Annotated in this window: 13 protein-coding genes and 1 tRNA gene; 4 read left to right on the top strand and 10 right to left on the bottom strand. The window is 70.4% G+C overall.

The features are described from left to right. Positions 1 to 126: 126 nt before the first annotated feature. The 6 genes from QU602_RS10365 to aceE all read right to left on the bottom strand — a co-directional run bounded on the left by QU602_RS10365 (position 127) and on the right by aceE (position 7,786). Entirely contained in the window at positions 127 to 1,362 is a 1,236-nt protein-coding gene (locus QU602_RS10365; protein WP_308796367.1) for a beta-ketoacyl-[acyl-carrier-protein] synthase family protein, read from the bottom strand. Between the two features lie 82 nt (positions 1,363 to 1,444). After that, the gene (locus QU602_RS10360) at positions 1,445 to 1,693 is read right to left on the bottom strand and encodes an acyl carrier protein (protein ID WP_026378239.1); all 249 of its coding nucleotides are present in this window, start codon (positions 1,691 to 1,693) and stop codon (positions 1,445 to 1,447) included. Between the two features lie 65 nt (positions 1,694 to 1,758). Beyond that, complete coding sequence (locus QU602_RS10355) at positions 1,759 to 2,763, bottom strand: beta-ketoacyl-ACP synthase III (RefSeq protein ID WP_308796366.1); 1,005 nt, start codon at positions 2,761 to 2,763, stop codon at positions 1,759 to 1,761. A 29-nt stretch (positions 2,764 to 2,792) separates the two neighbouring features. Continuing rightward, complete coding sequence (locus QU602_RS10350) at positions 2,793 to 3,716, bottom strand: ACP S-malonyltransferase (protein WP_308796365.1); 924 nt, start codon at positions 3,714 to 3,716, stop codon at positions 2,793 to 2,795. A 115-nt stretch (positions 3,717 to 3,831) separates the two neighbouring features. Next, positions 3,832 to 5,046 carry a PucR family transcriptional regulator gene (locus QU602_RS10345; RefSeq protein ID WP_308796364.1) on the bottom strand — a complete coding sequence of 405 codons (1,215 nt, stop codon included), beginning with the start codon at positions 5,044 to 5,046 and terminating at the stop codon, positions 3,832 to 3,834. A gap of 13 nt (positions 5,047 to 5,059) precedes the next feature. After that, complete coding sequence (gene aceE, locus QU602_RS10340; protein WP_308796363.1) at positions 5,060 to 7,786, bottom strand: pyruvate dehydrogenase (acetyl-transferring), homodimeric type; 2,727 nt, start codon at positions 7,784 to 7,786, stop codon at positions 5,060 to 5,062. A 232-nt stretch (positions 7,787 to 8,018) separates the two neighbouring features. Between aceE and QU602_RS10335 the strand changes: the two genes are divergently transcribed. Beyond that, positions 8,019 to 8,483, top strand: a complete 465-nt coding sequence (locus QU602_RS10335; RefSeq protein WP_308796362.1) for a peroxiredoxin — start codon at positions 8,019 to 8,021, stop codon at positions 8,481 to 8,483. Positions 8,484 to 8,519: 36 nt separating this feature from the next. Here QU602_RS10335 and QU602_RS10330 read toward each other — a convergent pair whose 3' ends face one another. Continuing rightward, entirely contained in the window at positions 8,520 to 9,218 is a 699-nt protein-coding gene (locus QU602_RS10330; RefSeq protein WP_308796361.1) for a hypothetical protein, read from the bottom strand. Positions 9,219 to 9,304: 86 nt separating this feature from the next. Between QU602_RS10330 and QU602_RS10325 the strand changes: the two genes are divergently transcribed. Beyond that, positions 9,305 to 9,380: transfer RNA gene (locus tag QU602_RS10325), tRNA-Val, on the top strand. 23 nt (positions 9,381 to 9,403) lie between these two features. Here QU602_RS10325 and QU602_RS10320 read toward each other — a convergent pair. Next, positions 9,404 to 9,865: a hypothetical protein gene (locus QU602_RS10320; protein WP_308796360.1), complete on the bottom strand. Its 462-nt coding sequence runs from the start codon at positions 9,863 to 9,865 to the stop codon at positions 9,404 to 9,406. Positions 9,866 to 10,083: 218 nt separating this feature from the next. On the opposite strand from QU602_RS10320, the gene QU602_RS10315 reads away from it, so the two are divergent. Beyond that, positions 10,084 to 10,695: a GNAT family N-acetyltransferase gene (locus QU602_RS10315; protein ID WP_308796359.1), complete on the top strand. Its 612-nt coding sequence runs from the start codon at positions 10,084 to 10,086 to the stop codon at positions 10,693 to 10,695. Positions 10,696 to 10,705: 10 nt separating this feature from the next. On the opposite strand, the gene QU602_RS10310 is transcribed toward QU602_RS10315, so the two are convergent. Beyond that, complete coding sequence (locus QU602_RS10310) at positions 10,706 to 11,359, bottom strand: response regulator transcription factor (protein ID WP_308796358.1); 654 nt, start codon at positions 11,357 to 11,359, stop codon at positions 10,706 to 10,708. Next, on the bottom strand, positions 11,356 to 12,546 hold the full coding sequence (locus tag QU602_RS10305; RefSeq protein ID WP_308800147.1) for a sensor histidine kinase: 1,191 nt from the start codon (positions 12,544 to 12,546) through the stop codon (positions 11,356 to 11,358). Before QU602_RS10305 ends, QU602_RS10310 begins: the two co-directional genes overlap by 4 nt. A gap of 172 nt (positions 12,547 to 12,718) precedes the next feature. Here QU602_RS10305 and QU602_RS10300 point away from each other — a divergent pair, with 172 nt between their 5' ends. Then, a complete protein-coding gene (locus tag QU602_RS10300; protein ID WP_308796357.1) occupies positions 12,719 to 13,711 on the top strand; it encodes an NAD-dependent epimerase/dehydratase family protein in 993 nt (330 codons plus the stop codon). The last annotated feature ends 81 nt before the right edge of the window (positions 13,712 to 13,792 follow it).

Here is a 13,792-nt window from a genome sequence, read left to right as displayed (position 1 = left end):
CGGGCTGGCGCGGTGCGAAGGCCGGTCGAGGCGAACTCCCGGTCCGCGCGATACGCGAAACCCGCACACCGTGACGACACGGCCCCGGCGATGCCGGGGCCGTTTCGTGTTCGCCGTGAGGACCGCTCAGACCGTGCGGATCGCGACGACCGCGTTGTGCCCGCCGAACCCGAACGAGTTCGAGATCGCCAGCTGCGGGCCGTCGCCGAGCGGCTGCGGCTCGCCGGACACCTTGAGGGGGATCTCGGGGTCCTGCGTCGTCAGGTTGATCGTCGGCGGCGCCTGACGCTCGACGACGGCGAGCAGCGAGAAGACGGCCTCGAGCGCGCCGGTGCCGCCGAGCAGGTGGCCCGTCGACGCCTTGGTCGCAGAGACGGGGATGTCGTGCACCCGGTCGCCGAACACCGAGTGCAGCGCGGCGTACTCGGCGATGTCGCCGACCGGCGTGCTCGTCGCGTGCGCGTTGATGTGCGTGACGTCGTCGGGGGTCGCACCGGCCTGCTCGAGCGCGGCGAGCACGGCGCGGCTCGCGCCGCGGCCCTCGGGGTCGTTCGCGGTGATGTGGTACGAGTCCGCGGTGACGCCCGAACCCGCGAGCTCGCCATAGATGCGGGCGCCGCGCGCGAGCGCATGCTCTTCGGTCTCGAGCACGAGGCTTGCCGCCCCCTCGCCCATGACGAACCCGTCGCGGTCGACGCTGTAGGGCCGGGACGCGGTCGCCGGGTCGTCGTTGCGGCGCGAGAGCGCCTGCATCGACGCGAACGACGCGATCGTGATCGGGTGGATGGCCGACTCGGTGCCGCCCGCGATGATCACGTCGGCGAGCCCCAACTGCAGGTGCTCGTACGCGTTCGCGATGGACTCGGTGCTCGACGCGCAGGCCGACGCGACGGTTCGCGCGAACGCGCGCGCCCCGAAGTGCATGGAGACCGCGGCGGCGGCGGCGTTCGGCATGAGCATCGGCACGGTCATCGGCATGACGCGCCGGGGGCCGCGGTCGCGCAGCGTGTCCCAGGCGTCGAGCAGGGTCCAGACGCCGCCGATGCCCGTCGCGAAGTCGACACCGAGCCGCTCGGGCTCGACCTCGGGCGCGCCCGCGTCAGCCCAGGCCTCCTTCGCCGAGATGAGCGCGAACTGCGCCGACGGGTCGAGCCGCTTGGCGACGGGGCGCTCGAGGACCTCTTCGGGTCGGACGATCGCCTCGGCGGCGAACGTCACGGGCAGGTCGTACTCGGCGACCCACTCGTGTTCGAGCGAGCGTGCGCCGGACGTGCCGGCGAGCAGGGCATTCCAGCTGTCACGGGCGGTGCCGCCGAGCGGCGAGGACGCGCCGATACCCGTGATGACGATCTTCTTGGTCATGAAGAGAGACTCCGTTGGAGGAACGAGACACGTCGGTGCGGGGTGGATCGCGCGATGGCGCGACCCACCCGCACCGGTACTACTAGGCCTGGGCCTTGACGATGAAGCTCACCGCGTCGCCGACGGTCTTGAGGTTCTTGACCTCTTCGTCGGGGATCTTCACGTCGAACTTCTCCTCCGCGTTGACGACGATCGTCATCATCGAGATGGAGTCGATGTCGAGGTCATCGGTGAACGACTTGTCCAGCTCGACCGTGTCGGTCGCGATGCCGGTCTCGTCGTTGATGAGCTCGGCCAGGCCGGCGAGGACTTCTTCGGTGGACAATGCCATGTGTTCTTCTCCTTGCGGGTGTCTCGGATGACCGAGACACAGTCTAGATGGATGGGCGAGGGGGATCAGGGGAGGACGACGACCTGTGCGCCGAAGACGAGCCCGGCGCCGAACCCGATCTGCAGGGCGAGGCCGCCCGACAGCTCGGGGTGCTCATCGAGGAGACGGTGCGTCGCGAGCGGGATCGAGGCGGCGGACGTGTTGCCGGTCGTGGCGATGTCGCGCGCGATCACGACGTCCTCGGGCAGCTTGAGCTGCTTCGCGAACTCGTCGATGATGCGCATGTTGGCCTGGTGCGGGATGAACGCGGCGATGTCGGCGGCGGTCACGCCCGCGCGGTCCAGCGCCTCTTTGGCCACCTTCGCCATGTCCCAGACGGCCCAGCGGAACACCGTCTGGCCCTCCTGCCGGAGCGTGGGCCACGCGGCGGCGCCTTCGCGGAACTCGATGAGCGTGTGGTCCATGCCCACCGCGCCGGCCTTCGAGCCGTCGGACCCCCACACCGTGGCGGAGATCCCGGGCGTGTCACTCGGGCCGATCACGACCGCACCCGCACCGTCGCCGAGGAGGAACGAGATGCTCCGGTCGGTCGGGTCGACGACGTCGGAGAGCTTCTCCGCACCGATCACGAGGGCATGACGCGCCGCGCCCGCGCGGATGAGCGCGTCGGCCTGGGCGACCGCATAGGCGTAGCCGGCGCAGGCCGCGTTCATGTCGTACGCGGCGGCAGGGTTGGCCCCCACACGATCCGCGACGACCGCCGCCATCGAGGGCGTCTGCTGCACGTTGGAGATCGTCGCGATAATCACGACGTCGATCAGCTCGGGCGCGACGCCCGACCGCTCGATGGCCTCGGTCGCCGCGCTCGTCGCGAGGTCGAGGGCCGAGACGTCGGGTCCTGATCGGGTGCGCGTGATGATGCCGGTGCGCTGCTGGATCCACTCGTCGGACGAGTTGATCGGCTCGATCAGGTCCTCATTCGGGACCACGTGCTCGCCGCGCGCCGCGCCGACCGCGTAGATGCGCGTGAAGGCGGGCCCGTGTGCCTGCTGAAGGGTGGGTGTCGACATGCGTGCTGGACTCTCTCGGGTGTGACCGGTCAGGCCGCGGCCGCGTCGATGAGCTCGAACGCGGCGGCCAGGTCGTCGGGGGTCTTCACGGCGACGCTGGGCACGCCCTTGAGTGCTCGCTTCGCGAGCCCGGTGAGCGCACCCGCGGGCGCGAGCTCGATGATGCCGCTGACGCCCGCGTCGGCGAACGCCTGCATGCACAGGTCCCAACGCACAGGCGAGGATACCTGCCCGACGAGCAGGTCGACGAACCGGGCACCGTCGTCGACGCGCGAGCCGTCGCGGTTGGTCCAGAGCGGCAGCACGGGATCGGCGGGCGCGAGGCCGTCGGCGACGCGGCGCAGCGAGTCGACGGCGGGCGCCATGTATCGCGTGTGGAACGCGCCGGCCACCTGCAGCGGGATGACACGAGCCCCGGCCGGCGGGTCGGCCTTCAGCGCATCGAGAGCCTCGAGCGCGCCGGCGACGACGATCTGCCCGCCGCCGTTGACGTTCGCCGGCTCGAGCCCGAGCTCGGCGAGCCGCGCGAGCAGGACGGCCTCGTCGGCGCCGATCACCGCGCTCATGCCGGTGGGCGCCTGCGCCGCGGCATCCGCCATCGCCCGCCCGCGCGCCGCGACGAACCGCATCGCGTCGCCGTCGCTCAGGATCCCGCTGCCCGCGGCAGCGGTGATCTCACCCACCGAGTGGCCGGCGATGCCGCCGAGACGCGCCGCGCGGCCGTCGGCCGTCAGCGCCGCGAAGGTGAGGATCCCGGCAGCCACGATGAGGGGCTGTGCGACGGCCGTGTCGCGGATGGTCTCCGCGTCGCTCTCGGTGCCATGACGGGCGAGGTCCAGCCCGGCCGCGTCGGAGAGCGCCGCGAGGCGGTCGGCGAAGGCGGGCTCCGCGAGCCATGGGGCGAGGAATCCGGGGGTCTGTGAGCCCTGACCAGGGCAGACGACGACGATCACCGGTCCAGTCTGCCAATCGGGACCGAGACTCGTGTGTGCACACGCGACAAGCTCTTCGAAGAATGCTTGTGAGCGTCGTACATCGCTGGGCGATCTGCACGCCCGCGGGTGGGCGTCAGTTCGACCCGCGGCGGCGCGGCGAACCGTCGTGATCGCTCATCGAGCCGACGATCAACGCGCTCTGCAGGATGAGCGCCTCACGAGCGCCCGTCGCGTCCCAGCCGATGACCTCGGACACGCGCTTGAGGCGATACCGAACGGTGTTCGGGTGGACGAAGAGCTCGCGCGCGGTCGCCTCGAGCGAGCGACCGTTGTCGAGATAGCTCCAGAGCGTCGTCAGCAACTCGGTCGAATGCGCCTGCAGCGGCCGGTAGATGCGATGCACGAGCGTCGCCTTCGCGAGCGGATCGCCCGCGAGCGCACGCTCGGGCAGCAGATCGTCGGCGTGCACCGGCCGCGGGGCGTTTCGCCACGATCGGGCGACCGCGAAGCCGGCGAGGGCGGCGCGGGCGCTCTTCGAGGCGTCCACGAGGTTCGGCACCTCGTGTCCGAGCACGAGGTGACCGGGCCCGAAGTATGGTTCGAGCTGCGTGGCGATCTCCATGAACGACATCGCCGCGGAGGTGCCGATCGTCTCTTCGCCTTCCCGGGCGCGGGGTTCGGAGCGCCCGATCACGACGACGAGCCGGTTGCCCTGCACCCCGACGAGCACGTCGGCGTGCATGTGCCGCGCCGCCCGCCGCACCTGGTCGACGTCGAAGAGCTTGGGTGCGGTGCCCACGAGCACCGCGACCTCGCCGTGGCCGTGCCAGCCGAGGGCCGCGATGCGACTCGGGAGCTCCTCGTCGTACTCGCCGGAGAGGATCGAATCGACGACCAGGGCCTCGAGCCGGGCGTCCCAGAGGCCACGCGCCTCGGCGGCACGCGCGTAGACGTCGGCCGCGGCGAACGCGATCTCGCGCGAGTAGAGCAGGATCGCCTCGCGCAGCGGCTCGCCGCCGTCTTTGACACGCTCCTCGACGACCTCGACCGTCACCCGGATGAGCTGCAGCGTCTGCTGCAGGCTCACCGAGCGGAGCAGCTCACGCGGCGCGGCGCCGAAGACGTCGGCCGCGATCCACGGCGTCGACTTCGGGTCGTCGAACCACGAGATGAACGACGTGATGCCCGCCTGCGCGACGAGGCCCACGGCCGAACGGCGGGACGGCGGCATGTCGCCGTACCACGGGAGGGTGTCCTCGAGACGCTTCAGCGTCTGCGTGGACAGCTCGCCCGCGATGGTGCGCAACCATGCGAGCGTCTCCGCCTTCGTCCGGGGCTTCGTCGCCACAGTGCGTCGTCCGTCAGCTCTCGCCGCCGGCCGATCCCGTCGTGCCGGCGTTCACGTCGTGGAGCCGGTACTTCGCGATGGCCTGCGCCGGAAGGGCTCGGTCGACCTCGCCGCGCTCGGCGAGCAGTTCGAGCGTGCGGACCACGACCGAGGGGCCGTCGATCTTGAAGAAGCGGCGTGCGGCCGGGCGGGTGTCGGAGAAGCCGAACCCGTCGGCGCCGAGCGTCGCGTACGTGCCGGGCACATACGCGCGGATCTGCTCGGGCACGGCGCGCATGAAGTCGCTCACGGCGACGAACGGGCCGTTCGCGCCGGAGAGCTTCTGCGTGAGGTATCCGTAGCGGCGCTCGTCGTCGGGGTTGAGGAAGTTGTGCTCCTCGGCGGCCTCGCCGTCGCGGGCGAGCTCGGACCAGCTCGTGACCGACCAGATGTCGGCCGACACGCCCCAGTCCTCGGCGAGCAGTTGCTGCGCCTCGTGGATCCACGGCACGGCCACGCCGGAGGCGAGCAGCTGAGCCTTCGGGCCCTCCGCCTGTCCCTCGCCGATGCGGTGGATGCCCCGGACGATGCCCTCGACGTCGACGCCCTCGGGCTCCGCCGGCTGCACGAGCGGCTCGTTGTAGACCGTGAGGTAGTACATGACGTTCGGATCGGTGTGCTCGCCGCCGTACATGCGCTCGAGCCCCGCGCGCACGATGTGGCCGATCTCGTAGCCGTAGGCGGGGTCGTACGAGAGGACGGCGGGATTCGTCGCCGCGAGCAGCAGCGAATGCCCGTCGGCGTGCTGCAGGCCTTCGCCGGTGAGCGTGGTGCGGCCGGCGGTCGCGCCGATCATGAAGCCACGCGCCATCTGGTCGCCGGCCGCCCAGATCGCGTCGCCCGTGCGCTGGAACCCGAACATCGAGTAGAACACGTAGATCGGGATGAGCGGCTCGCCCTGCGTCGAGTACGACGTGCCGACGTTCGTGAAGGCCGCGAGCGCGCCGGCCTCGTTGATGCCGACGTGGATGATCTGCCCCTGCGGGCTCTCCTTGTAGGCCAGCAGCAGCTCGCGGTCGACCGACGTGTAGTGCTGTCCGCTCGGGTTGTAGATCTTCGCGTTCGGGAAGAACGCATCCATGCCGAACGTGCGCGCCTCGTCGGGGATGATCGGCACGATCCGGTTGCCGAAGTCCTTCGACCGCATGAGGTCTTTGAGGAGCCGCACGAACGCCATCGTGGTGGCGATCTCCTGCGTACCCGAGCCCTTCTTGGCGATCGCGTAGGCGGAGTCGTCGGGCAGTGACAGCGCGGTGTGCTTCGTGCGGCGCTCGGGCAGGTAGCCGCCGAGCGCGCGGCGGCGCTCGTGCAGGTACTCGATCGCCTCGTCCTGCTCGCCGGGGTGGTAGTACGGCGGCAGGTACGGGTTCTCTTCGAGCTGCGCGTCCGTGATCGGGATGCGCATCGCGTCGCGGAACGTCTTCAGGTTGTCGAGCGTCATCTTCTTCATCTGGTGGGTCGCGTTGCGACCCTCGAAGGACGGCCCGAGGCCGTAGCCCTTGATCGTCTTCGCCAGGATGACCGTCGGCTGCCCCTTGTGGTTCATCGCGGCCTGGAAGGCGGCGAACACCTTGCGGTAGTCGTGGCCGCCGCGCTTGAGGTTCCAGATCTGGTCGTCGGAGAGGTCCTTGACCAGTTCGAGCGCACGCGGGTCGCGGCCGAAGAAGTTCTCGCGCACATAGGCGCCCGACTCGGCCTTGTAGGTCTGGTAGTCGCCGTCGGGTGTGACGTTCATGAGGTTGCGCAGCGCGCCCTCGTGGTCATTGGCGAGCAGGGCGTCCCACTCACGGCCCCAGACGACCTTGATGACGTTCCAGCCGGCGCCGCGGAAGAAGCTCTCCAGCTCCTGGATGATCTTGCCGTTGCCGCGCACCGGGCCGTCGAGTCGCTGCAGGTTGCAGTTGATCACGAAGGTCAGGTTGTCGAGACCCTCGTTCGCGGCGACCTGCAGCTGGCCGCGGCTCTCGACCTCGTCCATCTCGCCGTCGCCGAGGAACGCCCAGACGTGCTGGTCGGAGGCATCCTTGATGCCGCGGTTCGTCAGGTACTTGTTGAGCTGCGCCTGGTAGATCGCATTGATCGGGCCGAGGCCCATGGACACGGTCGGGAACTGCCAGAACTCGGGCATCAGCCGCGGGTGCGGGTACGACGAGAGGCCGTTCGGCGCGTGCGACTTCTCCTGGCGGAAGCCGTCGAGCTGGTCGGCGGAGAGCCGGCCCTCGAGGAAGGCACGCGCGTAGGTGCCGGGGGAGGCGTGGCCCTGGATGAAGATCTGGTCGCCGCCGCCAGGGTGGTCCTGGCCGCGGAAGAAGTGGTTGAAGCCGACCTCGTAGAGCGCCGCGCTCGACGCGTAGGTCGAGATGTGCCCGCCGACGGCGATACCGGGGCGCTGGGCGCGGTGCACGAGCATGGCGGCGTTCCACCGGATCCATGCGCGGTAGCGGCGCTCGATCTCTTCGTTGCCGGGGAACGCGGGCTCGTTCTCGGGGGCGATGGTGTTCAGGTAGTCCGTGGTCGGCACCATGGGCACGCCGAGGTGCAGCTCCTTCGAGCGCTTGAGCAGGCTGAGCATGATCTCGCGCCCGCGCTGGTGGCCCTTCGCGGCGATGAGGGCGTCGAGCGACTCGGCCCACTCGCTCGTCTCATCTGGATCGGAGTCCATCGCTTCGACCGAGTAAGGGTCCTGGTCGTTGACAGTCACACTCGACCTCTCTCTTCAGCAGGTCTTGCCTGCTCTCTTCGGCAGGTCAGATGCCTGCGAATTCAGCGTGCGCACGACGAGACCGACCGGCTCGTGTGTGGTGGACGCCGCCGGTCGGGCGGCACGACGCCATCCTACTGATCCTAAACCCGCCCGTCCGACACGGGGTGCGCGCGGCCGGTTGCGCCCTGGCTCGGCCGTGCGCACCGTGGGCACGTGCGAGGATCGACGCGTGAGTCTGCAGCCGGGCGCCCGAGCGCCCGAATTCGCCCTGGCCGACCAGTTCGGCCGGATGACGCGGCTCTCCGGCCTCGTGGCCGCGGGCCCGGTCGTGCTGGTGTTCTTCCCGCTCGCGTTCTCGTCGACCTGCCAGGGGGAGTTCGGTGAGCTGCGCGATCATGCGGCGGAGTTCGCGCGTGCGGGGGTCCGGGTCGTCGGCATCTCCGTCGACTCGAAGCACACCCTGCGCGCCTGGTCGGAACGCGAGGGCTACGACGTCACGCTGCTCGCCGATTTCTGGCCGCACGGCGAGACGGCACGAGCGTACGACGCCTTCCTGCCCGAGCGCGGCTTCGCCGCGCGCGCGACCTTCGTGATCGACGGCGGGGGAGTCATCCGCTCGTCGTTCGCCACCGGCGCGGGCGAGCCGCGCACGTTGGACCAGTATCGCGTTGCGCTCGCGTCGCTCGGCCGCTGACGGCGGCCGCGAAGGGCACGGATGCCTCGGCGGCAGTCAGGCGAGGATGCCGACGGACCGGGCGATGACGAGCGCGAGGATGACGAACCCGCCGAACGCCTGCAGCCCCATGAGCAGCTTCGTGCGCTGGCGCAGCGGCATCGCGTCGCTCGCACTGAACGCCATCGAGTTCGACAGTGACGTGTAGAAGTAGTCGACGAAGCGAGGCGTCCAGTCGGCCTGGGCCGACGAGCCTTTCGCGACCTCGTCGATCGTGTCGTCGTCCTCGTCCTGCGAGAACCTGAAGTCGGCCGCCGGCAGCTGCGTCCGTGCCCAGCTCGTGCGGACGACGGGTCCGCCGCGATCGAGGTCCCAGTAGAGCAGCGCGAACCCGATCACGTTCGCGACCCACACCTGCAACGCGGCGAGCAGCAGGTCCGGTGCGTCGTGATGTCCGCCGACGAGCTTGGTCACGAGGATCACGAGCGCGAGCTGATTGGTGGCCACGAGCAGCAGGGTCAGCGCGACCGAGAGGATGCGGCTCCACTTCGTCTCCCGCACGAACCGGTGCGGGTTGATGATGAGCAGCGGCACGAGCACGGCGATGCCGATCGCCACGATCGTGAATCGCTGGCCGCCGATCAGCTCGTTCGGCAGGAACGCGTACAGCGCGAGCGCGACGAGCAGCGCGACGACCGCCGGCCAGCGGTGCTCCGGGACTGCGGTGCGGCTCGGGTGCCGCTCGACGACCTCCATGGCGTGAGTCTATGGATGCCTTCGCTACGATGAGGATGCGCCGCGCGGTGCGGATGCACACGGATCCGTGACCGCCCGCGGCGCAGGGGCCTTTAGCTCAGTTGGTAGAGCGCCACGTTTACACCGTGGATGTCGTCGGTTCGAGCCCGGCAGGGCCCACCATGTCTCGGCGATCGTCTGCGTGATCAGGCGCGCGAGCGCTTCGTGAGCGACTGGATTCCCCAGGCGATCAGTCCGCCGATCGCGCCGATGATCGTGCCGGTGAACAGGCCGCTGGGCACCGCGGCGATCCGCGGGATGACGGTCGCCGCGGCGCTGCCGCCGATCGAGGGAAGATCGTCCTGGAACGCGACGTCCCAGAGCAGCTGGTGCGTGAGCACGAGCATGAGTCCGAAGATCGCGCCGATGACCAGGACGGTCAGGAACGGATTCGGAACGCGCTTGAGCACGGCGACCGCGATCCAGACCACGACCGGTCCGAGCGCGAGGATCCAGTTCAGGCCGTTTCCCTGATCGACGAGATGGAGGTCGTGCAGCACCACTCGAGGGAGGCCGAGTGCCGCGAGGCCGACGAGGGTCAGGATGGAGAAGCCCAGCGGCTTCCGGCGGGCGGTCTGGACGGGCGACGGGGTCTGGTCGGGAATCATGCGGGCAACGGTAGGCGGCGTAGGCCAGGCGTTCGTCGGTCCCGAGGCGGCACTGGGGTCGCTCTCTGACTGATCGCCGAGTCGCCCCGGGGCGACACGGTGGGCGTCCGAGATCGCTGCCGGCCGTCGAGTTCCACGAACGATTCGCAGACGGGCGGTCGTGGAGGGTGGAACCAGAGGGTGGAACCGCTTGCCATCCGTCATCATCGAGGAGCCCCGTGAACGCTCGCGAATCGTATCTCCACGTCGCCGCACTCGACCGAGCCGACCTCGACGAGGCCGCAGCGCTGCTCGGGCGCGGCATGGCCGACAATCCCATGCACGTCGCCGTCTATGGCCGCGACGAGGGCCATCGCGCGCGCTGCCATACGCGGCTCATGCGTACGCACCTCGCACGTTCGAAGTCGCTGCGGGTCGAGGTGATGACCCAGGCCGGGGCGTTGACCGCCGTGGCGGCGTCTCTTCCCCCTGGGCGATGCCGACCGGGCCTCGCGACGCGCCTGCACCTCGTGGGCACGGCCACGACCTTCGGACTCGGCACCGCGTCGCGCCTGCTGGCCTGGCAGCAGAGCTGGGCGACCCACGACCTCACCGAGCCGCACGTCCATCTGGGTCCAATCGCGGTCGACCGGCATCTGCGTGGGAGGGGCATGGGCGGGCTGCTCATGCTGCGTCACATCGGGCGGTTGGACTCGGTCGGCGCGGTGGGCTACCTGGAGACCGATCGGCCCGAGGCAGTCGGCTTCTACCGGCGATACGGCTACGTCGTCGTCGGGGAGTCGGCGGCGCTCGGTGTGCGCACGTGGTTCATGCGGCGTCCGCCGACCTGAGACGAGCCGCTCAGGGGAGGACCAGCCCTGAGCGGTGCGCGATCACGACGAGCTCAGGGCGGTCTCGGGCGCCGAGCTTCGCGAGGATGCGGCTGACGTAGGTGCGTGCCGTGGCCGGGCTCAGGTGCAGCGCGGCCGCGATCTCGCCGTTGGTGTCGCCGTGTCCGATGCGTGCGAGCACCTCCAGCTCGCGCTCGCTGAGCGACTCGAGTCGGGGGTCGGGCGTGGGCGCGGTGCGTCCGCCCGCGACGAGATCCATCACCCGTTCCGTGATCGCGGGTGAGAGCAGTCGTTCGCCCCGGCCCGCGCGCGCGACGGCGTCGCGGAGATCATCGCGAGGGGTGTCCTTCAGCAGGTAGCCGATCGCGCCGGCGCGAATCGCCTCGACGATGTCGGCGTCGTCATCGAACGTCGTGAGGACCACGACGTGCGTCCCGCTGAGCTCGGGGGTGTTTCGGATCGCACGCGTCGCCTGGATGCCGTCCATCACGGGCATCCGGAGATCCATCAGGACGACGTCAGGACGGTACTTGCGCGCCGTCTCGAGTCCGCGGCGCCCGTCGGTGGCCTCGGCGACGACCTGAACCGCGCCGTCGTGCGTCAGCAGGGTGCGCAGCCCCGCGCGCACCAGATCCTGGTCGTCGACGAGCACCACCGTGGTCATGCGATCACCGCCAACGGGAACGAGGCCCGCACCGCGAACCCCGTGGTCAGCCGTTCCGCCGAGAACGATCCGCCGAGGAGGGCGGCCCGCTCACGCATGCCGGCCACGCCGCTCCCTTCGGCCACGACCGGCGGGGGCACCGACGGACCAGGGGCGCCGTCGTCGACGATGCTCACCGCGATCATTCCTTCCATCTCCGTCACATCGACCTCGACTCGCGTCGCGTCGGCGTGCCGGATCACGTTCGTGACGGACTCTTGGACGATCCGGTAGATGGCCGTCTCGACCGCGACCGGGATCGGGGACCTGACCACGACGCGCGTCCTCACGTCGAGCCCCGCCTGACGCGCCGACGTCAACGCGGTGTCGAGGTCGGCGATCCGCAGGGCCGGCCGGGTGCTGCCGTGCGCGCTCCGCAATCGCCCCACCGTGCGCCGAAGGTCCTCGAAGCAGGAGGACGTCGTGTCGACGATCACCCGGATCGCGTCGCGGGCCCGGGCCTGGTCCCGCCTCGGCGGTGGGTCGACGGCGAGCGCCTCCTCGGCGATCTGCGCGTGCAGGGTGACCACGGTGAGGGCATGGCCGATGGAGTCGTGGAGCTCGCGGGCGATCGCGAGCCGCTCCGCGAGCGCGCGTCGTTCCGCGTTGCGCGCGGACCGCTCCGCGGTGAGTGCGGCGATCTCGGATGCTTGCTGGCGCAGTCGTCGACGGGAGCGTACGCCGTCGCCGAGCGCGATGGCGGCGGCGAGCAGGAGCGCGTGACCGGGCGCGTCGAACCAGAGGACGAGCGCGGGATCCTGCCCGGACGCGACCCGGTAGACCACCGAGATCAGGAGCACGGCGGAACAGGTGACGATCGCGGCGCCCATCCGCCCGAACTCGGCGGCGGAGAAGGCCGCCGCAGCGAGCGGCACCGCGACGCCGATCGCCGGATATCCGGCCGCGTAGTACGAGATGACGGCGCCCGCCGACAGCACGACCACGAGAACCGGGTAGCGCCGGCGGACGAGCATGAGTCCGCCGAGCCCGACCGCCCAGAGATAGGCCCACGCGTCGGGTTCGCTGCCCTGGATGTCCGCGGCGATGAACAGGGAGACGGTCAGGGTCACGCCGATGCCGAGCAGGAGGTCGATCGCCCACGGCGGCGGCGGGGCGCCGGTGCGGTGCTGCTCGGGGATCTGCTCCATCACAGTGCGATCGTAGAACCGGAGCCGTGAATCCGTCAGTCGCCCTGGAGCGACAACCTCACCGCACCGGGCCGGGTCCGGCGGTTGCCGTCGTCTCGTATGGTGTCGACCACGTCACCGACGTCACCGACGTCGCATCGACGATGACCCGGCCTGGAGGCGACGACGACCCATGCGAATCCTCATCCTCGGCGGCACCTCGTTCATCGGCCGCGCGATCGCCCGCGCGCTGCTCGGGCGCGGCGACGTCGTCGCGCTGTACCACCGGGGGCGCACCGAACCGCCCGAGCTCGCGCGCGCGATCCACATCCATGGTGACCGAGCGGACCTGCCGGCGCACCGGCCTGAGATCAGGCGGTTCCGGCCCGATGCGGTGGTCGACACCTACGCGTTGACTCGGGAGGATGCGGCGATCGCGGCGAGCGTCGTGCCGGATGGGATCCCCGCGATCGTGCTCTCCAGTCAGGACGTCTACGCGGCGTTCGATGGATTCGTCTCGGGCGAAGCCTGTGCCGCGGTCCCGTTGCGCGAGGATGCGCCGCTGCGCGAGCGCCGCCACCTCTACCGGGACGACCCACCGCCGGGTGTCCCGGCCCGGTACGAGAAGATCGACGTCGAGGAGGGGTGGTCGATACGCGGGGCGACCGTCTTGCGTCTGCCGATGGTCTACGGACCCGGGGACCCGCAGTGCCGCGAGGGGTTCGTGCTACGGCGGATCTTGGCCGGACGCCGGGCGATACCGGTCGGGGCGGGAAATCTGCTTTGGAGCCGCGCGCACGTGGAGGATGTCGCCGCGGCGGTCGTCGCAGCCCTCGGCCAGCCTGCGGCGCGGGGCACGACCATCAACCTCGCCGAGCCCACCACGGTGTCGATCCGCCAGTGGATGCAACAGATCGCCTCTGCCGCAGAAGCCCAGATCGACCTCGTGCGCGTCGCGGAGGACGCGCTTCCTCCCGACCTCATGCTCACGAAGGCGCATCCGCAGCACGTCCTGGTCGATACGCGACTCGCGGAGGCAAGACTGAGCTGGGCGCCGGAGCCGGTCGAAGCTCGCGTGGCCGACTCCGTGCGCTGGCATCTCGAGCATCGGACCCCGGCGCCCTGGACCGCCGCGGACGCGGCCGCCGACGACCGGGCACTTCGCCGGCCGCATGGGGTCACCTGACCCCGCCAGGGTGGTGAGGCGACAGGCGGGTGTCGCCCCCGGGCGACGTGGGAATCGATCCCGGGCGGACGCGGGCCGGTC

Source organism: Agromyces protaetiae (assembly GCF_030866785.1).
Taxonomy (GTDB): domain Bacteria; phylum Actinomycetota; class Actinomycetes; order Actinomycetales; family Microbacteriaceae; genus Agromyces; species Agromyces silvae.
Note: the sequence above shows the minus strand (reverse complement) of the source record. Positions and strands in the feature narration are given on the sequence as shown.